Genomic DNA, 25,109 nt, shown 5'->3' on the forward strand with positions numbered 1-25,109 from the left:
TCTATGCCACTCGAATCAGACGCCAAGAAGGCGATCATCGAAGAGTACGCGACGCACCCCGGTGACACCGGATCCCCCGAGGTGCAGGTCGCGATGCTGACGCAGCGCATCAAGGACCTCACCGAGCACCTCAAGGAGCACAAGCACGACCACCACTCACGTCGTGGTCTGTTCTTGATGGTGGGTCAGCGCCGTCGTCTGCTCGGCTACCTCCAGGACATCGACATCGCGCGCTACCGCTCGCTGATCGAGCGTCTCGGACTCCGCCGCTAATCGCAGCCAGCGTTCAATCGCGCAAAACTTCTTGAGAAGGCCGTCCCAGGTGTGGGGCGGCCTTCTACTTTTCCTGCGTCACTCCGCGCGCTGCACGAGGGCGGCCATCTTGTCGAGACATTGATCGAGGCCACCGGCGGACAGGTCCCGCGCCTCGACGGTGAGATACCCGTGCTCGGTCATCTCCAGCAGCGTCCGGCCATCTCCGAGGTCGGTGAGGAGGACCTCGTGGTGTCCCTCATCGGGCACGCCCGGGGGGATGCCGGCCTCCGCCGCCGTGATGGCCCCGCCGTCGGCGTCGCAGAACCGGTGGACGTAGCGCAACAGCGTGGGGGCGACGGCATCCGTGATGTCCCATCGGCTGTGATGCTCGGAGCCGCCCCACTCGGCCGGCGCCTTCATGGTGACGATGATCGCTCCTCCGACCCGCACATCGGCGTCGGCCCGTGGGCACGTGAATCCCTGGGGTCCCCACCATGCGCGCAGATCCGCGGGCGTCGTCCACGCCTGCCAGACGCGCTCGATCGGCGCGTCGAACTCGCGCGCGACCTCGACGTCGTAGGTCTGGTCGTCCATGGGACCTCCTCGCTCGGCGAACGGTCCCACTATGGCGTCCCCGCCGGAACGCCTCTACCCCCGTTGCGGTCAGGCGGATGCCGCGGACCGCGCCGCCACCAGATCGGCGTGGTGGAGCTCGGCGACGTCGGGGTGCGCGCGGAGGCGGGACTTCAGGGCGTTCTCGCCGTAGAGCGCATGGATCGGGTTGGCCGGATCCTGCGTGACGCCCCGTGCCTCCGCGGCGAGGTCCGGCGGCAGGTCGATGAGCGGCAGGCGCTTGTCGAGGGCGGGGTTGAAGAAGAACGGCACCGAGATGCGGTCGTCGGGGTAGCGCGGCGAGATGACGCGGTGCTTCGTGGCGATCAGGTAGCCCTGGGTGGCGTACTCGAGCAGCTCGCCGATGTTGACGACGAACGCGCCGGGCACCGGTGGGGCGTCGACCCACTCGCCGTCGCGCTCGACCTGCAGCCCTCCCTTGCCGGGCTCGACCCACAGCAGCGTCAGCACCCCGGAGTCCTTGTGCGCCCCGACGCCCTGCCCCGGGGTCGGGTCCTCCTTGCCGGGATACCGCACGATCTTGATCAGCGTCGACGGCTCCCCGAAGTGCTCGTCGAAGTAGGCCTCGGGGGCGCCGAGCGACAGCGCCCAGGCGCGGAGGAGCTTGCGGGCGACGCCGGAGAGGTGGTCGTGCCACTCCGAGACGACCTCGCGCAGCTCCGGCTGAGCGGCCGGCCAGAGATTCGGGCCGACGAGCCGGAAGAAGTCGGCGGCCGCGGAGTCGGACACGGCCTCCCGCTCGGGGCCGATGTCGATCTGCTCGCGCCAGTCGACCTTGCCCTGCGTGCGCTCGCCGCCGATGCGGGTGTAGCCGCGGAAGTGAGGGCTCTTCACGTTCTCGATCGCCAGCTTGTCGGCCTCGGGGAGAGCGAAGAAGTCGCGCGCAGCGCGGTGCAGTCGAGCCTCCAGCTCGGCGGAGATCCCGGTGCCGGTCAGGTAGAAGAACCCGACGTCGTGCGTCGCCACACGGAGGTCGTCGCGGAAGCGCGCGGCTGCTTCCGGGCTCTCGTCGAGCTGCGAGAGGTCGAGGATCGGCAGGTTGAGGTCGCTCATGACCCGAGAGTAGGCGGATGCCGCGGCATCCGGCCCGTTTGTTGCAGAGGGTTAAGCGGGCGGTGGTGCGCGAACGAACCGCGCACCGCCGCCCGCCGGTGTCAGTTCGCGGCGAAGAACGTGCGGATGTCGCCGACGACGAGGTCGGGCACCTCGAGGGCGGCGAAGTGTCCGCCGCGCTCGAAGCGGCTCCAGTGCACGATGTTCGAGTTGTCGCGCTCGGCGAACACCTTGATGGTCTGGAAGTCGTCCGCGAACACCGCCACACCCGTCCGGGCGTCGCTGACGCGCGTCTCACCGGCGGCCAGGGCGTTGTCGCGGTACGAGCGGCTCATGCCGGCCGACGCGTTCGCGAACCATGCGACGCTGACCTCCGCGAGGATGGCGTCGAGAGGGACGAGGCTCGTGCCGTTGCCGAACGAGTTGAACAGCTCCGAGTACGCGAGCTGGCCGACCGGCGAGTCCGAGAGCCCGGCCGCGACCGTCTGCGGCCGCGAGGCGTTCATCGTGTTGTAGCCGCCGACGGACTGGAACCACTGCATGTGCTCGAGTCCCGCGTAGTCCTGCGGCTCGAGCTTCTCGAACTCCGCCGGGTCGCCGGAGGGGAAGGAGAAGAGCTGCAGGACGTGCAGACCCAGGAACCCCTCGGGGGCGAGCAGCCCCAGCTCGCGGGCGATCATCGCGCCGTTGTCGCTGCCGTGGATGCCGTACGACTCGTAGCCCAGCCGCCGCATGAGCACGTCGTAGGCGGCGGCGACGCGTGCCGTGGTCCAGCCGGCCTCGGTCACCGGCTGGCTGAACCCGTACCCGGGGGCATCCGGGACGACGACGTCGAAGGCATCCTCGGGGCGCCCGCCGTGTGCGACGGGATCGACGAGGGGCCCGATCATGTCGAGGTAGTCGACGAACGACCCGGGGTAGGTGTGCGCGAGCAGCAGCGGTGTGGCGCCCGGGTGCGGCGACCGCACGTGGACGAAGTGGATGCTCTGCCCGTCCATGTGGGTCGTGAACTGGGGGTGCTCGTTGATGCGGGCCTCGACCGCGCGCCAGTCGAACCCGTCGCGCCACCGGGCCACGGCGTCGGCGAGATAGGAGTTCGGGGTTCCCGCCTCCCAGTCGTCGCCGGGCGCCGGCTGGGGCAGCCGCGTGCGGGCGAGCCGGTTCTGCAGGTCGTCGAGCTCGCTCTGCGCGATGTCGACGAGGAACGGACGGATCTCGGCTTCGGTTGCGGTGGTGTTGTTCATGTCTCCGACGATATGAGCTATACAGGAAAGGTTCGTTCCTGTATTGCGAGGATCTTTCTCCCCATGCTCGAAACCTCCGCACGCCTCCTCGCGCTGCTGTCGCTGCTGCAGTCCCGCCCCGACTGGACGGGGCCGGACCTCGCTGCTCGCCTCGGGGTGTCGACGCGCACGATCCGCACCGACATCGACCGCCTGAGAGAGCTCGGCTACCCCGTGGACGCCACGCGCGGTCGAGCGGGCTCGTACCGGCTGGGGGCCGGCGGCAAGCTTCCGCCGCTGCTCCTCGACGACGAGGAGGCGGTGGCCGTGGCGATCGGACTGCGGGTGGCGGCCGGCGTCACGGGGATCGCCGAGACGAGCGAGCGCGCCCTCGCCAAACTCCTCCAAGTGCTGCCCTCGCGGCTGCGCCCGACGGTCGACGCGCTGCACGCGACCGTCGACCGGGGAAGGGAGGACATCGACACCGACGTGCCCGACCCGGAAGTCGATGCCGCGACGCTCGGCGCCGTCGCCCGGGCGATCCGCGAGGCGGAATGGCTGCGCTTCGACTACGACGCGGCCGCGCAGCTCGTCGAGCCGTACCGCCTGCTCAGCTGGCAGCGCCGCTGGCACCTGGTCGCGCGCGACCCTGCAGACGGCGAGTGGCGTACTTATCGCCTGGACTGGATCGAGCCCCGGATGGCGACGCATCGGCGCTTCACGCCGACTCCGCTCCCGGGCGGCGACTACACGGCGTTCGCGATGCGCTCGATCGCCGCCAGCGGATGGAAGGTGCACGCGCGACTGCGGGTGGCCGCATCCGCGGAGAGCGTGCTGGCACGGATCAACCCGACGGTCGGCGTCGTCGAGTCCGTCGACGCCTCGACCTCGGTGCTCGTCACGGGCGCCGACAGCCTCGACACCGTCGCGGCGTACATCGGCATGCTGGGGATGGACTTCACGGTCGAGTCTCCGGACGAGCTGCGAGCGCACCTGCAGCGGCTCTCCGAGGTGTATGCCCGGGCCGCGCGTCCGCCGGACTAGCCGTTCTGGCGCGGGTCGGCGCGGGGAGGCGCCGGGCGCGGCTGTTCGCGGGGCCGGCGCGAACCCGTCGGGTCGCTGCGGCGGCCGTCGCGTGCCGCGAGCGTGCGGTCCGCGAACAGCCATCCCGGGCGCGGTTCGACGAGGGGCCGGAACACGCGTCGCACAGGTCTCGTGGCGAGCCCCAGCGCGATGAGCACGGATGCGACCACCACGATGGGCAGCCACAGCCACGTGGGATCGAGGTCCCGCAGCACGCCGGACTCGCGGAACGGGTACAGCACGAACGAGTGGAGCAGATAGACGTACATCGTGTACTGGCCGAACTGCGTCCACCAGTGCGTGGCGCGCGGCAGCAGCGCGAAGAACGCCGCGCTCAGCACCAGCGCGATCGCCATGAGGACGAGCCGCACCCCTCCCGCCCACCACTGGGTGCCGCCGAGGGCAGCGTAGTTGTCGTCGTAGAAGAGCCACTCGCGGAGGTTCATCTCGCGCCATCCGTCGATGAAGAACCACGCCGCACAGCCGGCCGCCGCGAAGAGCCCGACCGCGGCCGCGACCACCCACCACTGGCGACGGCGGAGCAGGTCGAGCCGCTCGACGATGTCGTGCTCGCGGAGCCACCAGCCCAGGGTGAAGAACGGCAGCAGCCCGAGCGTGCGCGAGAGCGAGAACGTCGAGTCGATGTTGGGGAGATAGCCCGCGCCGACGGAGATGACCACGGTCCACAGCAGCGGCCACCGCAGCAGCGCGAGGTAGGGAAGCACGAGCCGGAACGTGCCCAGGGCGAGCAGGAACCACAGGGTCCACGACGGCTGGGTGATATTGGGGTTCGCTTGGCCCTCCACGAGCCACTTCGTCAGGGTCCAGAGGCCCTCGAAGATGACATAGGGCACCAGGATGTCGGTGATGACGCGCGCCATCTGCCGGCGGTTCGGGGCGTCCGACTTCGAGAAGTAGCCCGAGATGATCGCGAACGCCGGCATGTGGAACGCGTAGACGACCAGGTACAGACCGAGTGCGACGTCGGAGTCGTACGTCAGGCGCTGCACCGCGTGGCCGAGCACGACCAGCACGATGCAGGCGAAGCGGGCGTTGTCCCAGAACGGCACACGGCGCTTGGCGCGCGCGACGCCGTTGCCCCCCGTCGCCGGTGGAGCGGGAGTCGCCGCGTGCTCGGCGTTCGCGGGATCGGTCATGGCGCGAAGCCACCCTATCCTGGGTGTCTCGGCCCACCCCGGGTTGGCGTCGGCCGAGTGCGCAACGATGCCGAGGAGCCCCGAATGCCCGATTCGCCCATCCTGTCCGTCTCGAGCGGGACCGTGCGGGGGACGCGGGTCGACGGCATCGACCGGTTCCTCGGCATCCCCTACGCGGCCCCGCCGGTGGGAGACCTGCGCTTCCGGCCCCCCGTCCCTCCCTCGGCGTGGGAGGGCGAGCGGGATGCCTCCGCTCCGGGCGCGACGGCGCCCCAGGCCGCCTACCCTCAGGCGCTCGCCGGGTACCTTCCCACCGTCGAGGTCGCCGGCGACGACTTCCTGACGGTCAACGTGTGGACCCCCGCCGACCACGCCCTCCGCGAGCCGCTGCCGGTGCTCGTGTTCGTGCACGGCGGCGCACTGACCCGGGGATCGACGGCGCTCGCCGCGTATGACGGCGTGTCGTTCGCCCGGCACGGGATCGTCTTCGTCGCGGTGCAGTACCGGCTGGGCCAGGAGGGCTTCGCGGTGCTCGACGACGTGCCGCAGAACCTGGGCGTGCTCGACCAGCAGGCGGCGCTGCGCTGGGTCCGGCGCGAGATCGCGGCGTTCGGCGGCGACCCCGCGCGCGTGACCGTGATGGGCCAGTCGGCCGGGGCGAACACGCTCACCGCGCTCCTCGCGCTGCCCCACGCGGCGGAGCTCTTCGATCGGGCGATCCTCCAGAGCGGTCCGCTCTCGGCCCAGCCGGCCAAGAAGGCCGGTCGGATGTCGCGTGCGGTGGCGAAGCGCCTGGGTGTGCCGGCGACGCGAGACGGGTTCGCCTCCGTCCCGCCCGCCGCGCTGGTCGCGGCGCAGACCGCCGTGTCGGCCGCCGGGACGCCGCTCGGCCGCGGTCCCGCCGTCGCGCTCGCGGTCGGGGGCGAGGCGGTGCCGGTGGATCCGCTCGCGGCGCTCCTCGCCGGCGCCGGGCGGGGCATCCCCGTGCTCATCGGCTCCACCAGTGAGGAGTACCGGCTCTGGTTCGTGCCCGGCGGCACGATCGATCGCATCACCGGCGCGACGCTGACCCTCGCCCGTATCGCATCGCGCGTGCCGAAGCGGATCGTCGACGCACACCGCCGCCGTCGTCCGGGCGCCTCGTCCGGCGAGCTCCTCGGCGAGGTGATGACCGACATCCTGCTGCGCGGTCCGATCACCCGCTTCGCGGACAGCAGGACGGATGCCGCGGCCCCCACGTGGGTCTACGAGTTCCGGTGGCGGAGCCCGGTCGACCGCCTCGGCGCGGCCCACGCGATGGAGCTCGGATTCGTCTTCGACCATCTGGACGTCCCGGACGCCGTCGCACTCGGCGGGGAGGATGCGCCGCAGGCGCTCGCCGACGCGATGCACTCGGCCTGGGTCGCATTCACGGTCGACGGCGATCCGGGCTGGGAGCGCTGGTCGCAACGTCGTCCGGTCCAGGCGTTCGACGCCGACGGCGGCCATGTCGACTACGCACCGCGCCAGGACGAGCTCGCAGGCCTCCCGGAGCGGTAGTCTTCGGCGCGATGACAACGATCGACGATGCGCTGGCCCACGACCGCGCCCTCACGGACATCGACTGGCGCGTGTTCCCCGAGGGGACCGTGCACGACATGTTCGCCGCACCGAGCGGCGGACTGGCGCGCGTGCGGCTGGGCGACGCCGACGCGCCGCGGGTGGTGCTGGTCTCGGGGGTCGCCGGGTCGAAGGAGGACTTCGTCCTGCTCTTCCCGCTGTTCGCCGCCGCCGGCTACCGCGTCGAGTCGTACGATCTGGCCGGCCACTACGGCTCCGCCGACGCCGGCCCCCACCACCTGGACCCGCCGCGCGAGCATTACGACTACCGCCTGTTCCTCGACGACTTCATCGCGATCCTCGAGGACGGGGCTGCGCCGGCACACGTCCTGGGCTACAGCTTCGCCGGACTGCTCGCCGAGCTCGCGATGGTCGAGCGTCCCGACCTGTTCGCGAGCCTCACCCTGATGGCGGCGCCGCCCGCGACCGGTCAGGTGTTCCGGGGCGTCAAGCACATCGGGCCGATCTCCGACATGCCCCCGCACCGGGCGGCGGGACTCATCCTGTGGGGGATCCGCTACAACCTCAACCGCACGCCGCCGCTGCGGATCGCCTTCGTGCGCGAGCGGATGGCCGTCACACGGAGACCGGTGATCGACGACGTCGTCGCGCTCATGATGTCGATGCCCGACATCGCCGACGACGTGGCCGGGATCGGCATCCCGAAGCTCATCGCGGTCGGCGAGCAGGACCTCTGGCCCACCGAGCAGCACGCGGAGTACGCGCACCGCATCGGCGCCCGCATGGCCGTGTATCCGACCGGCCATGCGCCGTGCGAGACCGCGCCGCACCAGCTGGTGCGCGATATGGTCGCCCTCTTCGGCGACGCCTGAGAGCGGACGCCGGTGTAGCGTCGGGACTCCGGAGGGATCTTCCGCCCGGCGCACGGAACGAGGCGCACGATGCCCGCAGAACCACTCATCCTCGGCGTGATCGGCGCCTCTCGGAAGCCCGACGAGCGGCGGGTGCCGATCCATCCCGACCACTTCGACCGGCTTCCCGAAGAGGTGCGCGCGCGTGTGATCGTGGAGGAGGGCTACGGCGAGCGGTTCGGCATCGCCGACGACCTGCTCCGTCCGCTGGTGGCTGCTGTCGTCCCTCGGGCGAAGGTCATCGAGGCGTCCGGCGTCGTGCTCCTCCCGAAGCCGCAGGCCGACGACGTCCGCGACCTGCGCGACGGCCAGGTGCTCTGGGGCTGGCCCCACCTCGTGCAGGACGCCGAGATGACCCAGATCGCCATCGACAAGCGCCTGACCGTCATCGCGTTCGAGGCGATGAACCACTGGGGCGGCGACGGCAGCTTCGGGCTCCATGTCTTCCACAAGAACAACGAGCTGGCCGGTTACTCGTCCGTGCTCCACGCCCTGCAGCTCTGCGGCTCGACCGGCGACTACGGGCGGCGCCTGACCGCGGTCGTGATCGGGTTCGGTGCGACGGCCCGCGGTGCCGTCACGGCGCTGCGCGCCCACGGCGTACACGATGTCCGCGTCCTCACGAATCGCCGCACGGCCTCGGTGGCCGCTCCCATCCACGCGGTGCAGATGATCCAGTTCGACCACGACGACGGTCCCTACCTCAGTGAGGTCATCACCGACGACGGCCGTGTGCCTCTCGCCCCGTTCCTCGCGGAGAGCGACATCGTCGTCAACTGCACGCTGCAGGACCCCAACCGGCCGCTGCTCTACCTCCGGGAGAGCGACCTGGCGGCCTTCCGCCCGGGCAGCCTGATCATCGACGTCTCCTGCGACGAGGGGATGGGGTTCGAGTGGGCGCGGCCGACGAGCTTCGCCGATCCCATGTTCACGGTCGGCGACTCCATCAACTACTACGGCGTCGACCACAGCCCCTCGTACCTATGGAATTCGGCGAGCTGGGAGATCAGCGAGGGCCTGCTCGGCTTCGTGCCGACAGTGATGGCCGGCCCCGACGCCTGGGCGGAGAGCGAGACGATCCGACGGGCCATCGAGATCGCCGACGGCGTGATCCGAAACCCCGCCATCCTGGAGTTCCAGCACCGTGAAGCGGCCCACCCGCACGCGCGCATCGGGGTCTGACCCCGCTCCACCTCGATCACCAGGGAGGCTCCCATGACCGACGACCGCAGCATTGGCGACGCCCAGGAGTCCGCACCCTGGTGGACCTCCGCCGTCGTCTACCAGATCTACCCGCGCTCGTTCCAGGACTCCGACGGCGACGGTGTCGGCGATCTCCGCGGCGTCCTGCAGCGCATCGACCATCTCGCTGAGCTGGGCGTGGACGTCGTCTGGTTCTCGCCCGTCTACCGCAGTCCGCAGGACGACAACGGCTACGACATCAGCGACTACCGCGATGTCGACCCGCTGTTCGGGACGCTGGCCGACCTCGACGAGGTCGTCGCGGCGCTGCACGAGCGCGGCATCCGCGTCGTGATGGACCTCGTGGTGAACCACACGAGCGACGAGCACCCCTGGTTCGTCGAGTCCCGGGCGTCGAAGGACAGCCCGAAGCGGGACTGGTACTGGTGGCGCGGTGCGCGAGAGGGGTTCGCTCCCGGCGACCCCGGTGCCGAGCCCACGAACTGGGCCTCGTTCTTCTCCGGCCCGACGTGGGAGCTCGACGAGGCGACGGGGGAGTACTACCTGCACCTGTTCAGCCGCAAGCAGCCCGACCTCAACTGGGAGAACCCGGAGGTGCGCGAGGCGATCTACGACATGATGCGGTGGTGGCTCGATCGCGGGATCGACGGCTTCCGCATGGACGTGATCAACCTGGTGTCGAAGGCGGTCGGCGAGGACGGGTCGCTCGCCGACGGGATCGTGTCGGCGGGCCCGTACGGCGACGCCGGGCCGCACACCATGAACGGGCCCCGGCTGCACGAGTACCTGCAGGAGATGCACCGCGAGGTCTTCGAGGGTCGCCGAGACGCGCTGCTCCTGGTCGGCGAGACCCCCGGCGCGACGGTCGAGGACGGCAGGCTGTTCACCGACCCGGCCCGCGGCGAGCTCGACATGGTGTTCACGTTCGAGCACGTCGGGCTCGACCACGGTCCCGGCGGGCGGTTCGACCGTCGTCCGCTCGACCTGCGCGAGCTCAAGGCCACTCTCGGCCGCTGGCAGACGGGCCTCCAGGACGTCGGATGGAACTCCCTCTACTGGGACAACCACGACCAGCCGCGGGTCGTCTCCCGCTTCGGCGACGACGGGGCGTACCGCCGAGAATCGGCCACGATGCTCGCGACCGTCCTGCACCTGCACCGCGGCACGCCGTACGTCTACCAGGGTGAAGAGCTCGGCATGACGAACGCATACTTCTCCGACTTCGCCGACTATCGCGACATCGAGTCCCTGCGGTTCGCCGCCGAGGCGCGCGCGCACGGCCGCCTCGACGACGCGCAGCTGCTCGAGGCGCTCTCCTTCGGCAGCCGGGACAACGCGCGCACGCCGGTGCAGTGGGATGCCTCGCCCCAGGCGGGCTTCACGGGCGGCGAGCCGTGGATCGCGGTCAACCCCAATCACGTGACCATCAACGCCGAGGCCGAGCGGGCGGACGAGGCATCCGTCTTCCATCACTACCGGAGGCTCATCGCGCTGCGCCACGAGGACCCGGTCGTGCGGTGGGGCGACTTCGAGCTGGTGCTGGCCGACGACCCGCACGTGTACGCCTTCACCCGCACGTGGGGCGATGCGTCGCTCGGGGTGCTCGGCAACTTCACCGGGGAGGAGCGCACGATCGAGGTTCCGTTCGCGGTGGGTCCCGAGTCGGTCGCGCTCGGCAATCACCCGGATCCGCCCGCATCGATGGGCCGATCGGTGACGCTGAGGCCCTGGGAAGCGGTGGTCTACCGAATCCGCGACTGACGCTTCGCGGGTTCGCGCATGCGTCGCGGCGAGTTCGGGAATACTCTCGTCAGGTCGGCGTTCTCCTCTATTACATTCACATGAATAGAAACGGATGCCCCGGCATCCTGAATCGGAGAAGGATCGTGAGCGACACCACCACGTGGCCCGGAATGCAGTTCGGCATCTTCACGGTGAGCGACATCACCGAGGACCCGACCACCGGCCAGACCCTCAGCGAGGCGGAGAAGATCCGCAACGCCGTCACCGTCGCCAAGCACGCGGAGGAGGTGGGCCTCGACGTCTACGCCCTCGGGGAGCACCACAACCCGCCGTTCTGGTCGTCCTCTCCCACGACGACCCTCGCGTACATCGCCGCGCAGACCGAGCGCCTCGTGCTCTCGACGGCCACGACGCTCATCACCACGAACGACCCGGTCAAGATCGCCGAGGACTTCGCGATGCTGCAGCACCTGTCGGGCGGCCGTGTCGATCTCATGCTCGGCCGCGGCAACACCGGTCCGGTCTACCCGTGGTTCGGCAAGGACATCCGCCAGGGCCTGCCGCTCGCGATCGAGAACTACAACCTGCTGCACCGCCTCTGGCGAGAAGACGTCGTGGACTGGGAGGGCCAGTTCCGCACCCCGCTGCAGGGCTTCACCTCGACCCCTCGCCCGCTCGACGGCGTCGCGCCCTTCGTGTGGCACGGCTCCATCCGCACGCCTGAGGTCGCGGAGCAGGCCGCGTACTACGGCGACGGCTTCTTCGCGAACAACATCTTCTGGCCGAAGGAGCACTACCAGCGCCTCATCGCCCTGTACCGCCAGCGCTACGCGCACTACGGCCACGGCACGCCCGAGCAGGCGATCGTCGGCCTCGGCGGCCAGGTCTTCATGGCGGCGAACTCGCAGGACGCGGTCAACCGCTTCCGCCCGTACTTCGACAACGCGCCGGTGTACGGTCACGGGCCCTCGCTCGAGGACTTCAGCGAGATGACGCCGCTCACGGTGGGCTCGCCGCAGCAGGTCATCGACCGCTATGCCTCGATGCGCGACTACTACGGCGACTACCAGCGTCAGCTCTTCCTGATCGATCACGCGGGCCTTCCGCTGAAGACGGTGCTCGAGCAGCTCGACATCCTGGGCGGCGAGGTCGTGCCGGTGCTGCGCAAGGAGCTCGCGAAGAACCGTCCGGCCGACACCCCGGATGCCCCGACCCACGCCAACCTCGTCAAGGCCGCGTACGGCGACCAGGCGCCTCGCCAGGCGACCCCGGGTGCGAACCGCGGCGACAACCTCGTCGGCGACAGCCCGTACCGCGACGCGCCTGCGCCCGCGGGTGCGGCGTTCGGCGTCGGACGGAAGGGGGCCTGACGTGACCGCGCGCCGTATCGCCGTCGTCTCCGCCGGGCTTTCCAACCCGTCCTCGACGCGCCTCCTGGCCGACCGCCTCGCCGCCGCGACCGCGAAGCAGCTCGCGGAGCGCGAGATCGAGGTGGAGGTCGACGTGTTCGAGCTGCGCGACTACGCGCACGACATCACGAACAACCTCCTCACCGGCTTCGCGCCGCCCGCGCTCGACTCGATGGTCAACACCGTCGTCTCGGCCGACGCCGTCATCGCGGTCACGCCGATCTTCTCGACGAGCTACTCGGGGCTGTTCAAGTCGTTCATCGACGTGCTCGATCCCGACGCGCTCACCGGCAAGCCGGTGCTCATCGGCGCGAATGCCGGCACCGCCCGGCACTCGCTCGCGATCGATTACGCGATCCGGCCGCTGTTCACCTACCTGCACGCCGAGCCCGTCTCGACGGGTGTGTTCGCGGCGTCGAGCGACTGGGGTGCGGCGGGCGACCAGGTCGCACCGCTCGGTGAGCGCATCGAGCGCGGCGCGCGCGAGCTCGCCGATGCCATCGCACGACGTGAGCCGGCGAAGAACGACGACCCGTTCGACCCTGCCAACTACCTCGGCGAGGGCAGGTCGTTCGGCCACCTTCTGGGCGGCCTCTCCGGCGAGTAGGCCTCAGCCCAGCACGACATCCTCCGGTGCGCGGACGGGACGCCAGGCGTCCTGTCCGCGCACCGTCGTCGTGGGCAGTACATCGGCCTCGACGAGCGCGCCGAGGTCGATGCCCGCGAGCGCCTCGATGTCGCCGATGGGCACCTGGAACGTCCGGAATCCGCCGAGCGGCGGGGCGGCCAGTGCGCCGAGGCTCGTGTCAATGATCTCCGACTGGTCGAGCACGAACCCCGCGGCCCGGAGCCGCGTGGCACCGTCGCCGTCGGCCGCCCACGCCGCGACCTTGAAGAAGCGGCGCGGGATGAGGATCCCGCGGTAGGGCGGGTCGTCCGGGGCGAGCACGGGCGCCGTCACGACGCTGAGGCGCTGGTCGGTGGTGTCGGCGTAGCCGAGGACATGGTCTTCGAGGCCCAGCCAGAGCTCCTTCGACTGGTTGAACCCCGCCGCCTGCGGAGCGGCGTTCGTGTACGAGAACGTGGCCTCCGTCGCCGCGCGGGCCTCGGCGACCGTGCCCCAGCCGGGGTCGCGCCGGCGCACGAGGTGGCCGCGATCGAGGTCGTTCGACGCGTACACGGCGGCGCCGGTCTGCTCCGACGCCGGTGCGCGCGGATCGAGCTCCCAGTCGCCAGTGCGGGGCAGGTCCTGCAGCGTCGCGCCGTCGATGTTCACGGCGGTCACGGCTGCGAGCCGCCGCTGCGGATCGAGGAGCACGGTGAACCGCGCATACGGCAGTTCGCGCATCGTCGAGTCGCCGAGCGGCCGGGGAAGGGGGAGCGGGATGCCGAGGAAGGCCTCGTCATAGCCGGTCGGGGTCGCGTCTGACATTGCTCCATCCTGGCGTGGGCGGGCGACGTCGGGCGGCATCGGCTGTCCTCGCCTGCGCTGCGCCCGGGCGAGGACGGCGTCCAGGGCGACGCCCACGCCGACCGCCACGACGATGGAGGCCACCACCGCGACGGCCGGGCCACCCGGGAGGATCCGCGCGACGAGGGCCCCGATGAGGGCTTGGTACGCCGCCCAGGCGAGGGCGGCGAGCACGACCACGGCGGCGTAGCGCGGTGCCGGCACGCGCGACGCTCCGGCGACGAGATTCACTGCCAGGCGTGCGAACGGGATGAAGCGCGCGGTGAAGACGACGGTGCCGATGCGGCGGTCCAGTCGCGCCCGCGCCCACGCGAAGGCCGATCGCACGCTAGGTGTGCGCATCCACGCCCAGCGGTCGAGCCCCACCGTGCGCCCGACGAGATAGCAGCAGCCGTCGCCGAGCGCGGCCGCAGAGGCGGCCACCAGGATGACGGCCGGGAGGGGCGGCGACCCCGTCGACGCAGAGAGGGCGCCGTAGGCCGTGACCGCCGCCTCGCCGGGGATCACCACGAGGAAGGCATCGCCGAGCACGAGCGCGAACAGGAGCGGGAGCGCCCACGGCTCTGCAGCCAGTGCGGCGAGCAGCTCCTCGGTCACCGCACCTGGGTACCAGCAGGCGGTGAACGCGCGGCGAACGGGCGGCGAGGTGAGCGCACGGCAGGTGACGCCCGGACGTGAATCCGGTGAACAGTCCGGCCTGCGCGCCGGTTCGGGGCATCCGCGGGCCGCCGGCCGGTCACCCTGGAACCGTGAGAGTCGCACTGCTCGCCGAATCGTTCCTGCCCCACATGAACGGGGTGACGGGCTCCGTCCTCCAGGTGCTGCGGCACCTCGCCTCGGAGGGTCACCAGACCCTGGTCGTCGCCCCACGGGCCGGCGAGGTCGACGGCGACCTCCACGGCGCCCGCGCCGAGCTGCTGCGCTCCGTGCCGCTCCCGAGCTATCCCGACGTGCGCATCGTGTTCGCGCGGGCAGCGAGGCTCACCGCCATCCTGCGGGAGTTCCGCCCCGACGTGGTGCACCTCGCGTCGCCGTTCGTCCTCGGCTGGCAGGGACTCGCCGCCGCCGATGCGCTGCGGGTGCCGACGGTGGCCGTCTACCAGACCGACATCGTCGCGTACGCCAAGAAGTACGGGCTGCCCCGGGCCACTGCGCTGGTCGAGGGTCACGTGGCTCGCCTGCATCGACGGGCGACCCTCACGCTCGCGCCCTCGACGTCGTCCAGCCGGCAGCTCGAGCGGCTCGGGATCGATCGCCTGCGCACGTGGGGTCGCGGCGTCGACGGCACGCGCTTCGCGCCCCGCCACCGGAGCGAGGAGTGGCGGAGAGAGGTGGCCCCCGGGCAGACCATCATCGGCTATCTGGGCCGGCTCGCGCCCGAGAAGCAGGTGGCGGATCTCGCGGCGCTCGCCGACCTGCCGGGCACCCGACTGGTGATCGTGGGCGACGGGCCGTCGCGTGCCGCGCTCGAGCGGGCGCTCCCCGGTGCCCTGTTCACCGGGCACCTCGGCGGCCACGAACTGGCCACGGCGCTCGCGAGCTTCGACGTGTTCGTCCACCCCGGCGAGAGCGAGACGTTCGGTCAGACGATCCAGGAGGCTCTCGCGAGCGGTGTGCCGGTGGTGGCCACCGGCGTCGGCGGCCCGCTGGATCTCGTGCGCTCGAGCATCGACGGGTGGCTGTACCGGCCGGGCGACCTCCGCGACCTGCGCGGACGCGTCGCGGACCTGGTGGGCGACGAGGGCAAGCGCCGGGCGTTCGCGGCATCCGCCGGCGATTCGGTCCGCGACCGGACGTGGGACGCCGTGTGCCGCCAGCTGGTGGGCCACTACGACGAGGCTCGGATGCTGCGCCCTCTCGACGACGCGATGCTCCACCGCGCCCCCATCCGACCTTCGGTCCCCACGCCGCCGGCGGCGGCCCGGCCGCGCTGGTCCCGCTACGTCGCGCTCGGCGACTCGCTGACGGAGGGGCTGGGCGACACGTCGCGGATGAGTCCGGGGGAGCACCGCGGCTGGGCGGACCGGCTGGCAGAGCTCCTCGCTCATGAGGGCGTCGCCGCGGAGCCGTTCCGCTACGCGAACCTTGCGGTCCGCAGCCGACGCGTGCGGCATCTCACGGTCGAGCAGCTGCCCCGCGCGCTGGCGCTCCGTCCCGACCTGGTGTCGATCCTGATGGGCGCCAACGACCTCGTCTCGCGCCGGGTCGACGTGCCGGCGCTCGCCGCCGAGCTCGAGGCCGCCGTGCGGATCCTGCGGAGCGCCGGCATCGACGTGCTCCTGGTCACTCCCTTCCTGCCGCGGCGGCGCGCGGCGAGGATCTTCGTGCGCCGGTTCGCCGCCTTCGCCTCGGAGCTCCGGCGGATCGCCGCCGGCACCGGCGCCCTGCTGCTCGACGTCGACGCCCTGCCGGCGGTCGGCGAGCTGGAGCTGTGGGCGGACGACCGGGTGCATCTGCGCTCACGCGGGCACCGGTTCCTCGCGTACCGCGCCGCCGAGGCTCTCGGCGTTCCCGACGCCGAGGCCCTCGGCGGGCTCGACGCGGCACTGCACGCCGACGACGATCCCGTCGTCCCCGGGTCGTGGCTGCGCCGTGACGCGCTGCCGTGGGCGTGGCGGCGCCTCCGGGGACGCACGGCCGGCGACGGCATCGCCCCGAAGCACAGCGGCTACGTCGTCGTCGGCGGGCGCGGCGACGTGCGCTCCGCCGCCCGGACGGACGAGCCGCCGCTCCAGCCGTACTCCGACTCGGGGCGCCCCGGCGTGCCGTAGCGGGGCGAGCGGATGACCCGGCCGGTCTCGGCGAGGTGCTCGAGGTAGCGGCGGGCCGAGACCCGCGACATCCCGAGCCGCTGCGCCGCCTCGCCCGCAGAGACCGGTCCATGTGCGCGGACGTCCTCGGTCACCCGCGTCAGGGTCTCGACCGAGAGTCCTTTCGGCATCGTCACGGGAGCAGACGGCCGGAGGGCGCCGAGCAGCGCGTCGATCTCGGCCTGGGTGGCGGTGCCCGCGGATTCGTCGGCGCGCCGGCGGTACTCGCGGTACTGCTCCAGGCGCTCGCGGAAGACCGCGAACGTGAAGGGCTTGACGAGGTACTGGGCGACGCCGAGCCCCACCATCTGACGCACGACCTCGGAGTCGCGGACGCCGGTGATCGCGATGACGTCGACCTGCGCGCAGCGGGCCCGCACGTGCCGGAGGACGTCGAGTCCGGTGCCGTCGGGCATCGTCACATCGAGCAGGACGAGATCGATCGCACCGGGCCGCTCGAGCACCGCCGCGATAGCCGCGCGAGCGCCGGTGCACTCGCCGACCACTTCGAATCCGTCGAGCCTGCCGACGTAGGTGCGGTGAAGCTCGAGCGTGAGCGCGTCGTCGTCGACGAGCAGGACGCCGATCATGACCGTCTCGCCGGCAGGGTGACGGCGAAGGTCGTCGGCTGCGGCGTGAGCCGGATGCCGCCGCCCGCCGACTCCACGATGGATCTGACGAGCGCGAGGCCGACGCCCCGGCCCTCCGCGCCGGCGGTCTTGGTCGAGAAGCCGTGCTCGTACACGCGATCGAGGAGCTCCGGCGGGATCCCGTCCCCGCTGTCCGCCACCTCGATCCGGAGGGCGCCGCCCTCCGCGGGTGCGAAGGCGATCCGCACCCACCGCGGCGCCTCACCCGCCGCCGCCGCGTCGAGCGCGTTGTCGATGAGGTTTCCGACGACCGACACGGCGTCCACCGGCGAGAGCGTGCTCCGCGGCGCGGCGGGATCGATGTCGGCGGTCCATTCGACCCCGCGTTCGCGCGCCTGGGCCGCTTTGCCTAGCAGCAGGGCGCCCACCGTGGGGTCGCCGTCGCGGCGTGCGGCGACCTGGTCCACCAGCGCCTGGCTCTGACGCGACGTCTCGGTCAGGATGTCGATCGCCTCGCGGGTGCGTCCCAGCTCCAGCAGGGACACCGCGGTGTGCATGCGGTTGCCGTGCTCATGCGTCTGCGCGCGCAGGGCTTCACCGAGGGTCCGCACCGACTCGTACGACGCCACGGCGTCGCGGATGCTGCCCGCCGGAAGGTCGCCCGCGAGGCGCCGGGTGGTCCGGCGCGCGAGGAACGCACCGAGAAGGCCCGCGGCGAGCACCGCGAGTGCGATGGAGACGACGAACGGAAGGCGGGGGAGGATGTCGGTCGCGATGCTGCCGATGGTGACACCCACCGAGGCCCAGCCGACGAGCTCGCCGTCGCGCATGACCGGCGCGATCGTGCGCACCGACGGCCCGAGCGTTCCGGCGAACTCCTCCGTCGTGACGATCCGTTCGGCGGGGATCGTCCCGAGGTACGGGCGGCCGATCTCCGCCGGATCGCGGTGCGTCACCCGGATGCCGTCGGGCGTCATGATGGTGATGAAGTCGACATGAGCCTGCTCCATCACCTCGACGGCGATCGGCTGGAGCACCTCCGAGGCGCCGGGCCCGGGCAGGGCCTCGATCACCTCCGGCACCACGGCGAGCGATGAAGCCACCGCGCGCGTGACCTCCTCCGCCTCGGTGCGCGCCGCACGCTGGGCGTCGAGCACCAGGACGCCCGCGAGCAGCGCCACCAGGACCAGGACCGACGCGGCGACCACGAGGAACACACGCGACGCGGCGCTTCCCCCTCGGGTCCGCTCGGCCATGAAGTCCTCCTCGAGCGGATGCCGCGGCATCCGCTGCGACCAATACGACCACAACTCGCCGCCGCCGGCGAGGCGCCGCACTCTGGGTCTCATGCCGGGTGGTCCCGGCGGCAGCTGGACAACGACGGTTCACCCCCTTGGAGGCGATGATGGCTCTTTCGACCCGGACGACTTCGTTCACACTTCCCGGTTTCAACTGGCGGCGCGGCAAGCGCGCCTGGGACAAGCACACGTGGCTGTACATGTCGGTGATCATCGCCGTGGTCCTCGGAGCCGCGGTCGGGTTGATCTGGCCGGAGGTGGGCGTCGCGCTGAAGCCGCTCGGCGAGGCCTTCGTCGGTCTGATCCGGATGATGATCGCCCCGATCATCTTCTGCACGATCGTGGTGGGCGTCGGCTCGATCGCCAAGGCCGCGACCGTCGGCAAGATCGGCGGCCTGGCGCTGCTGTACTTCATGGTGATGTCGACCTTCGCTCTCGCGATCGGCCTCGTCGTCGGAAACCTGCTCCACCCCGGTGAGGGCTTGAACATGGCGAACTCGACCTACGAGGCCACCGCCGAGGCGAAGACCACCACCGAGTTCATCCTCGGCATCATCCCCACCACCTTCTTCTCGGCGTTCACCGGCGAGAGCGTGCTCCAGGTGCTCTTCGTCGCCCTGCTCGTCGGCTTCGCGCTGCAGCAGATGGGGCCCAAGGGCGAGCCGATCATGGGCGCCGTCAAGCAGCTCCAGGCGCTCGTCTTCCGCATCCTGGGCATGATCCTGTGGCTCGCTCCGATCGGCGCGTTCGGTGCGATCGCCGCCGTGGTGGGAAACACCGGCATCGCGGCGATCTGGGCGCTCGGTGCCCTGATGATCGCGTTCTACATCACCTGCGCGATCTTCATCGTGGGCGTCCTCGGCACCCTCCTCTACGCCGTCACCCGGGTCAACATCTTCAGCCTCGTGAAGTACCTGGCCCGCGAGTACCTGCTGATCGTCGGAACCTCCTCGTCCGAGTCGGCGCTGCCGCGCCTCATCGCCAAGATGGAGCACCTCGGGGTCTCGAAGCCGGTCGTCGGCATCACCGTTCCGACGGGATACTCGTTCAACCTCGACGGCACCGCGATCTACCTCACGATGGCCTCTCTGTTCATCGCGAGCGGCATGGGCGCCCCGATGTCCATCCCCGAGCAGATCGGCCTGCTCGTCTTCATGATCATCGCGTCCAAGGGGGCCGCCGGCGTCACCGGCGCCGGGCTCGCGACACTGGCCGGCGGGCTCCAGGCGTACCGCCCCGACCTCGTCAACGGCGTGGGCGTCATCGTGGGCATCGACCGGTTCATGTCGGAGGGGCGTGCGCTCACGAACTTCACCGGCAACGCGGTCGCCACGGTCCTCATCGGGTCGTGGACCAAGGAGTTCGACGGCGCTCGTGCTCGCCGCGTGCTCGCCGGGGAGCTGCCCTTCGACGAGACGACCCTCTCCGGGGACGACCACGACGGCATGTCGACCGCTCCGGACGCCGTCGGAGTGCAGGGACTCGAAGAGGCCGCGATCGCGGAGGCCGAGGCGAAGGAGCAGCGCGCCCGCGAGCGCGAGGCGGCGCCGATGCGCTGACCCGCAGCAAAGTGAGGGGCCCGTCCGCATCGCGGTCGGGCCCTTCTGCGCGTCGTGCCCCCGGCTCAGCGGCGCAGGCGCCGGACGATGTCGCCGTGGTGGATCGTCCGGCGCGACAGGACGGCGGCCGTGAAGAAGCACAGCGCGCCGATCGCCGTGCCCAGATTGGTCCACTGCTCGCTGACGAGGTCGCCCGTCGCGGGCACGACATACGCCGCGACAGCCGAGATCCCGAAGGCGACCGACCCGGTGAAGTTGAGGCCGGTGCCGTGCCAGGTGCGGGCGTCCCGGTCCCACAGGCGCTCCCGGTCGCGCGTCGCGACGATCGCGAGCGAGCTCGACACGAGGAACGCGATCGAGCCCCACGCATCCGGGCGCCAGCCGACCCCGACGGCGTCGGGGCGGGCGATCGCCGCCAGAAGCGCGGCGAACGTCGACGCGTTGAACAGCAGAGTGCCGGCGAACTGGATCGCGGCCGACCACCAGTCGGCGCGGTCGGCGGCGTTCGTGTGCTCTCGGGGCGGTCGGCGACCGCTGAGGGCCAGCTGGATCAGTGCGGCAGAGGTGAAGAAGATCGAACCGACGAAGAACGTGATGCTGGTCCAGACCAGCCCGGCCCAGGACGCGTAGACGGGCAGGGCGCCGGCGAGGAAGCACAGTGAGCCGATCGCAAAGCCCCATGCCTCGCGGCGCAGGCGTCGCGCCGTCGTGGGGGAGGCCGGCTGGGGCGCACGACTCTCAGCGGTCATGCGCCGACCCCGGAACGATCCGAGGCGGATCCCGTCTCACTCCCCGGGCTCGATCTCACCCGACTCGATCGCCGACTCGCGCTCCTCGAGCCCGAGTTCGTCGACCTGCGCCTCGACGGACTCCATCGGATCGAGGGTCGCCGGAGGGAGCACGAGCTCGACGTCGTCGTCGAGCGGCACGTCGCGCTCGTCGTCGGGGACCCGCTCACGGAAGTCGCTCATGCCGGCCTCGTCGCTCAGCCGCTCTTGCGGCGGAACTCGCGCTTGGTCACGGCGCCATGCGTGCCCTGGATGGCCGAGTCGCCGTCGAGGTGCGACTCGCCTTCGCGGCTCTGGGCGTTCTTCTTGTCCAGTGCCTCTTTGAACTTGCGCTTCATCTCATCGGATGCCGCGCCGGCCGGCTTATCGTCCGTACTCATGGCTCCAGCCTACGCACGGTCGCACCCGATGTCATCGCTCACGACACCGCGGTGCGGGCGCCGGCGCACCTGATCGCGGCGGGGAGAGGGCGGGGGAGGTGCTCACTGGTAGGATCGGAAAGGTTGCCCTCGCGGCATCCGCTCAATTCAACATGAGCTCATGGAGCAGGCCGGCAGGAAGCTGGTCCCCTGTGGTGGTCTCCTCGTCGCCGATGCGCCGGGTGGATTTCTACTGGTGGCCAGTGCTGGCGCAGTACGCGGCCTTCGTCGCGCGCCGAGATCTGCCTGTTCCTGCTCCTTCGCGAAAGCTCGCGCACCACACGGGTGCGCGAGTGAAAACAAAGAAGGAGTGACCTCTTGGAAGGTCCAGAAATCACCGCCGCAGAAGCAGTCCTCGACAACGGACGCTTCGGCACCCGCACCGTCCGGTTCGAGACCGGCCGTCTCGCGCAGCAGGCACAGGGTGCCGTCGCCGCGTACCTCGACGAGGAGACGATGCTCCTCTCGGCCACCAGCGCCGGCAAGCACCCGCGCGAAGGCTTCGACTTCTTCCCGCTGACCGTCGACGTCGAAGAGCGCTCGTACGCCGCGGGAAAGATCCCCGGTTCGTTCTTCCGTCGTGAGGGCCGCCCCTCCACCGAGGCGATCCTCGTCTGCCGTCTCATCGACCGCCCGCTGCGTCCGTCGTTCGTCGACGGCCTCCGCAACGAGGTGCAGATCGTCGTGACCGTGCTCTCGATCGCCCCCGGCGAGTTCTACGACGCGCTGGCGATCAACGCCGCCTCGCTGTCGACCCAGATCTCGGGCCTCCCGTTCTCGGGCCCGATCGCCGGTGTGCGCCTCGCGCTCATCCCGGGCCACGGCGAGCACGCCGACCAGTGGATCGTCTTCCCGACCGTCACGCAGCTCGAGGAGGCCGTCTTCGACCTCATCGTCGCGGGTCGCGTCATCACGGATGCCGATGGCAACGAAGACGTCGCGATCATGATGGTCGAGGCCGAGGCCACCGAGGGTTCCTGGAACCTGATCAAGGCCGGCGCCGTCAAGCCGAACGAGCAGGTCGTCGCCGAGGGTCTCGAGGCCTCGAAGCCGTTCATCAAGCAGCTCGTCGCCGCGCAGAACGTCGTCGCAAACACGGCGTCGAAGGAGATCAAGGAGTTCCCGGTCTTCCTGCCGTACAGCCAGCAGACGTACGACTACGTCGCGCACCGCGCCTACGACAAGCTCGTCCCGATCTACCAGATCGCCGACAAGCAGCAGCGCAACAACGCCGACGACGAGCTCAAGGACGCCGTCAAGGCCGAGCTCCTCGCCGCCGTCGAGTCCGGTGAGCTGCCGGCCGTCGCGACGCTCGAGTTCGCCGCCGCCTACAAGTCGGTCACCAAGACGATCGTGCGCGGCCGCATCCTCTCGGAGGGCGTCCGCATGGACGGCCGCGGCCTCGCCGACATCCGCCCGCTCGACGCCGAGGTGCAGGTCATCCCGCGCGTCCACGGCTCGGCGATCTTCCAGCGCGGCGAGACCCAGATCCTGGGTGTCACCACGCTGAACATGCTGAAGATGGAGCAGCAGATCGATTCGCTGTCGCCCGTCACGCACAAGCGGTACATGCACCACTACAACTTCCCGCCCTACTCGACCGGTGAGACCGGCCGCGTCGGTTCGCCGAAGCGTCGCGAGATCGGGCACGGCTTCCTCGCCGAGCGCGCGCTCGTGCCGGTGCTGCCGAGCCGCGAGGAGTTCCCGTACGCGATCCGCCAGGTGTCCGAGGCGCTGAGCTCCAACGGCTCGACGTCGATGGGCTCCGTCTGCGCGTCGACCCTGTCCCTGCTGAACGCCGGTGTGCCCCTGCGCGCGCCGGTCGCCGGCATCGCCATGGGCCTCGTGTCCGACGAGGTCGACGGCCAGACGCGCTACGCCGCGCTGACCGACATCCTCGGCGCCGAGGACGCCCTCGGCGACATGGACTTCAAGGTCGCCGGCACGAGCGAGTTCGTCACCGCGATCCAGCTCGACACGAAGCTCGACGGCATCCCGTCGTCGGTGCTGACCGCCGCGCTGCAGCAGGCGCACGAGGCTCGTCTGACGATCCTCGGTGTCCTCAACGCTGCGATCGACGGCCCCGACGAGATGGCTCCGACCGCGCCCCGCGTGATCAGCGTGCAGATCCCGGTCGACAAGATCGGCGAGCTGATCGGCCCCAAGGGCAAGACGATCAACGCCATCCAGGACGAGACCGGCGCGCAGATCTCCATCGAGGAGGACGGCACCGTCTACATCGGCGCCACCGACGGTCCGTCGGCCGAGGCCGCTCGCGCCCAGGTCAACGCGATCGCCAACCCCACCAACCCGGAGATCGGCGAGCAGTTCCTCGGCACCGTCGTCAAGATCGCGACGTTCGGCGCGTTCATCTCGCTCCTCCCGGGCAAGGACGGACTGCTGCACGTCAGCGAGGTCCGCAAGCTCGCGGGTGGCAAGCGCGTCGAGAACGTCGAAGACGTGCTCTCGGTCGGTCAGAAGATCCTCGTGAAGATCACGAAGATCGACGACCGCGGCAAGCTGTCGCTCGAGCCCGTGGTCGAAGAGGCCGCCGACCAGGAGGGTCGCGCCGCGGCCAACCCCGGTCCGGAGGCTCCGGCCGAAGGCTGAGCCCTGACAGGCTGACTGTCCGGATGCCCGCTTCCTCCATCACGGAGGGGCGGGCATCCGTCGTCTGGCGCCGTGATCACGCATGCATGTCCCCCGAATGGGGGACAGATCGCGGGACGCTCACCGCGCCGTGATCAAAGCGTTATGTAATGTTTACCGACTGTACGCGCCAGCGGGCAGGCGATTGTCCGGACTGTCCTACCCTCATAGATAACGCGCCGGGGGGTGCGGGTCCGGTGATCGCGAGGATTCCAGCGGGAGTCGTCGTGAGGGGGTGACTCATGGCTTACTTCGGCGTTGACTCGACGCTCTCCTCGGAGAGCCCCGGCACCGCACCCTCGACGGTGCCCGCGGCGCACCCGTCGGCGCCCATTCCGGTGCAGGGCCCGTCCGTGGGTCACAACGTCCGCGTGTCGCTGGGCGACAGTGGAGCCGAGATCTTCCCGCTCATCCTGGGCGGCGCCGAGTTCGGCTGGAACGTCGACCTCGAGTCGAGCCACGACATCCTCGACACCTATGTCGAGCTCGGCGGGAACGCCGTGCACACCTCCGACAGCTTCGCGGCCGGACGCAGCGAGCACATCATCGGCCAGTGGCTGCACTCGCGCGGTCTGCGCGACGAGATCGTCCTGGCCGTCCGGGTCGGCGGGCACGCCGACAACCCCGGGCTCGGGTCGGTCAACCTCATCCGTGCCGTCGAGGCGTCGCTGACGCGACTGCGCACCGACCGCATCGATGTGCTGTACCTCGACGCCGGCTCCGACTCGGCGTCGGCGCTCGAAGACACCCTCGCCACCGCCGAGTGGCTGGTCGAGAGCGGCAAGGTCCGTGCCATCGGCGCCTTCGGCTTCACGGCCGCACAGCTGGTCGAGGCGCGGATCTTCTCCTCGGCGGGCTTCCCCCGGGTCACGGTGCTCGACGTGCCCTTCAACGTCCTCCGTCGTCACGAGTTCGACGCGGACCTCCGGCTGGTCGCCGGCGCGCAGAGCATGGCCGTCACGCCGTCGCATGCTCTCGAGCACGGCTTCCTCGCCGGGCGCCAGCGGACGCGTCTGCGCGGCGTGCTCTCGGTGCGCGGCACGCAGCTGGCCGCCAACCTCAACCGCCGCGGCAGCCGCACCCTGCGAGCGCTCGACGCGGTGGGCACCGAGCTGGGCGTTCCCGATGCCGCAGTCGCCGTGGGGTGGCTGCTGGCGCAGAAGCTCGTCACGGCGCCGATCGTCAATGCGTACGCGCCGCAGCACGTGGAAGAGCTCGTGCAGGGTGTGGGGGTGCGGCTGAGCCGCGCCCAGCTCGCCGACATCGCCCGCGCATCGGAGTGACGCGCGCCGCGG

Annotated in this window: 22 protein-coding genes; 12 read left to right on the top strand and 10 right to left on the bottom strand. The window is 70.8% G+C overall.

Going from position 1 to position 25,109, the window contains the following annotated elements; genetic code table 11:
* Nucleotides 1-3 precede the first annotated feature (3 nt).
* Nucleotides 4-273 carry a 30S ribosomal protein S15 gene (gene rpsO / locus SOM19_RS06855; protein WP_019180606.1) on the top strand — a complete coding sequence of 90 codons (270 nt, stop codon included), beginning with the start codon at nucleotides 4-6 and terminating at the stop codon, nucleotides 271-273.
* A 78-nt stretch (nucleotides 274-351) separates the two neighbouring features.
* On the opposite strand, the gene SOM19_RS06860 is transcribed toward rpsO, so the two are convergent.
* The 3 genes from SOM19_RS06860 to SOM19_RS06870 all read right to left on the bottom strand — a co-directional run bounded on the left by SOM19_RS06860 (nucleotide 352) and on the right by SOM19_RS06870 (nucleotide 3,185).
* Nucleotides 352-849: an SRPBCC family protein gene (locus tag SOM19_RS06860; protein WP_320485794.1), complete on the bottom strand. Its 498-nt coding sequence runs from the start codon at nucleotides 847-849 to the stop codon at nucleotides 352-354.
* A 69-nt stretch (nucleotides 850-918) separates the two neighbouring features.
* Nucleotides 919-1,941 (bottom strand): isopenicillin N synthase family dioxygenase, encoded by a 1,023-nt coding sequence (locus SOM19_RS06865; protein WP_320485795.1) that lies wholly within the window; start codon nucleotides 1,939-1,941, stop codon nucleotides 919-921.
* 101 nt (nucleotides 1,942-2,042) lie between these two features.
* Nucleotides 2,043-3,185 (bottom strand): epoxide hydrolase family protein, encoded by a 1,143-nt coding sequence (locus SOM19_RS06870; protein ID WP_320485796.1) that lies wholly within the window; start codon nucleotides 3,183-3,185, stop codon nucleotides 2,043-2,045.
* A 63-nt stretch (nucleotides 3,186-3,248) separates the two neighbouring features.
* Here SOM19_RS06870 and SOM19_RS06875 point away from each other — a divergent pair, with 63 nt between their 5' ends.
* On the top strand, nucleotides 3,249-4,208 hold the full coding sequence (locus SOM19_RS06875) for a helix-turn-helix transcriptional regulator (RefSeq protein WP_320485797.1): 960 nt from the start codon (nucleotides 3,249-3,251) through the stop codon (nucleotides 4,206-4,208).
* On the opposite strand, the gene SOM19_RS06880 is transcribed toward SOM19_RS06875, so the two are convergent.
* On the bottom strand, nucleotides 4,205-5,404 hold the full coding sequence (locus SOM19_RS06880; RefSeq protein ID WP_320485798.1) for an acyltransferase family protein: 1,200 nt from the start codon (nucleotides 5,402-5,404) through the stop codon (nucleotides 4,205-4,207). The genes SOM19_RS06875 and SOM19_RS06880 overlap by 4 nt on opposite strands.
* A gap of 84 nt (nucleotides 5,405-5,488) precedes the next feature.
* On the opposite strand from SOM19_RS06880, the gene SOM19_RS06885 reads away from it, so the two are divergent.
* From SOM19_RS06885 to SOM19_RS06910, 6 genes are all read left to right on the top strand, one after another.
* On the top strand, nucleotides 5,489-6,943 hold the full coding sequence (locus SOM19_RS06885; RefSeq protein ID WP_320485799.1) for a carboxylesterase/lipase family protein: 1,455 nt from the start codon (nucleotides 5,489-5,491) through the stop codon (nucleotides 6,941-6,943).
* A gap of 11 nt (nucleotides 6,944-6,954) precedes the next feature.
* Nucleotides 6,955-7,836, top strand: a complete 882-nt coding sequence (locus SOM19_RS06890; RefSeq protein ID WP_320485800.1) for an alpha/beta fold hydrolase — start codon at nucleotides 6,955-6,957, stop codon at nucleotides 7,834-7,836.
* A gap of 69 nt (nucleotides 7,837-7,905) precedes the next feature.
* The gene (locus SOM19_RS06895; RefSeq protein ID WP_320485801.1) at nucleotides 7,906-9,057 is read left to right on the top strand and encodes a N(5)-(carboxyethyl)ornithine synthase; all 1,152 of its coding nucleotides are present in this window, start codon (nucleotides 7,906-7,908) and stop codon (nucleotides 9,055-9,057) included.
* Nucleotides 9,058-9,090: 33 nt separating this feature from the next.
* Entirely contained in the window at nucleotides 9,091-10,839 is a 1,749-nt protein-coding gene (locus SOM19_RS06900; RefSeq protein WP_320485802.1) for a glycoside hydrolase family 13 protein, read from the top strand.
* Between the two features lie 152 nt (nucleotides 10,840-10,991).
* Nucleotides 10,992-12,191 (top strand): LLM class flavin-dependent oxidoreductase, encoded by a 1,200-nt coding sequence (locus tag SOM19_RS06905; RefSeq protein ID WP_320486685.1) that lies wholly within the window; start codon nucleotides 10,992-10,994, stop codon nucleotides 12,189-12,191.
* 1 nt (nucleotide 12,192) lies between these two features.
* Nucleotides 12,193-12,837, top strand: a complete 645-nt coding sequence (locus SOM19_RS06910) for an FMN reductase (RefSeq protein WP_320485803.1) — start codon at nucleotides 12,193-12,195, stop codon at nucleotides 12,835-12,837.
* 3 nt (nucleotides 12,838-12,840) lie between these two features.
* Here SOM19_RS06910 and SOM19_RS06915 read toward each other — a convergent pair whose 3' ends face one another.
* Nucleotides 12,841-14,298, bottom strand: a complete 1,458-nt coding sequence (locus SOM19_RS06915) for a DNA/RNA non-specific endonuclease (RefSeq protein WP_320485804.1) — start codon at nucleotides 14,296-14,298, stop codon at nucleotides 12,841-12,843.
* Between the two features lie 152 nt (nucleotides 14,299-14,450).
* Here SOM19_RS06915 and SOM19_RS06920 point away from each other — a divergent pair, with 152 nt between their 5' ends.
* Nucleotides 14,451-16,472, top strand: a complete 2,022-nt coding sequence (locus SOM19_RS06920; protein WP_320485805.1) for a glycosyltransferase — start codon at nucleotides 14,451-14,453, stop codon at nucleotides 16,470-16,472.
* On the opposite strand, the gene SOM19_RS06925 is transcribed toward SOM19_RS06920, so the two are convergent.
* Together SOM19_RS06925 and SOM19_RS06930 are read right to left on the bottom strand one after the other, a co-directional pair.
* A complete protein-coding gene (locus tag SOM19_RS06925; protein WP_320485806.1) occupies nucleotides 16,370-17,101 on the bottom strand; it encodes a response regulator in 732 nt (243 codons plus the stop codon). The genes SOM19_RS06920 and SOM19_RS06925 overlap by 103 nt on opposite strands.
* Nucleotides 17,098-18,450, bottom strand: a complete 1,353-nt coding sequence (locus SOM19_RS06930) for a sensor histidine kinase (RefSeq protein WP_320485807.1) — start codon at nucleotides 18,448-18,450, stop codon at nucleotides 17,098-17,100. The genes SOM19_RS06925 and SOM19_RS06930 overlap by 4 nt, the downstream gene beginning before the upstream one ends.
* A 56-nt stretch (nucleotides 18,451-18,506) precedes the next feature.
* On the opposite strand from SOM19_RS06930, the gene SOM19_RS06935 reads away from it, so the two are divergent.
* Nucleotides 18,507-19,958: a cation:dicarboxylate symporter family transporter gene (locus tag SOM19_RS06935; RefSeq protein ID WP_320485808.1), complete on the top strand. Its 1,452-nt coding sequence runs from the start codon at nucleotides 18,507-18,509 to the stop codon at nucleotides 19,956-19,958.
* A gap of 65 nt (nucleotides 19,959-20,023) precedes the next feature.
* Here SOM19_RS06935 and SOM19_RS06940 read toward each other — a convergent pair whose 3' ends face one another.
* Genes SOM19_RS06940 through SOM19_RS06950 form a run of 3 tightly spaced genes read right to left on the bottom strand, consistent with a single transcriptional unit; the run spans nucleotide 20,024 to nucleotide 21,126 of the window.
* The gene (locus SOM19_RS06940) at nucleotides 20,024-20,707 is read right to left on the bottom strand and encodes a YrhK family protein (protein ID WP_320485809.1); all 684 of its coding nucleotides are present in this window, start codon (nucleotides 20,705-20,707) and stop codon (nucleotides 20,024-20,026) included.
* 36 nt (nucleotides 20,708-20,743) lie between these two features.
* Entirely contained in the window at nucleotides 20,744-20,929 is a 186-nt protein-coding gene (locus SOM19_RS06945) for a hypothetical protein (RefSeq protein ID WP_320485810.1), read from the bottom strand.
* A 14-nt stretch (nucleotides 20,930-20,943) separates the two neighbouring features.
* Nucleotides 20,944-21,126: a DUF5302 domain-containing protein gene (locus SOM19_RS06950; RefSeq protein WP_320485811.1), complete on the bottom strand. Its 183-nt coding sequence runs from the start codon at nucleotides 21,124-21,126 to the stop codon at nucleotides 20,944-20,946.
* A 357-nt stretch (nucleotides 21,127-21,483) separates the two neighbouring features.
* Between SOM19_RS06950 and SOM19_RS06955 the strand changes: the two genes are divergently transcribed.
* Nucleotides 21,484-23,775: a polyribonucleotide nucleotidyltransferase gene (locus SOM19_RS06955; protein ID WP_320485812.1), complete on the top strand. Its 2,292-nt coding sequence runs from the start codon at nucleotides 21,484-21,486 to the stop codon at nucleotides 23,773-23,775.
* Nucleotides 23,776-24,056: 281 nt separating this feature from the next.
* A complete protein-coding gene (locus SOM19_RS06960) occupies nucleotides 24,057-25,097 on the top strand; it encodes an aldo/keto reductase (protein ID WP_320485813.1) in 1,041 nt (346 codons plus the stop codon).
* The last annotated feature ends 12 nt before the right edge of the window (nucleotides 25,098-25,109 follow it).

The sequence above is a fragment of the Microbacterium sp. CFBP9034 genome, assembly GCF_034045255.1.
Lineage (GTDB): Bacteria > Actinomycetota > Actinomycetes > Actinomycetales > Microbacteriaceae > Microbacterium.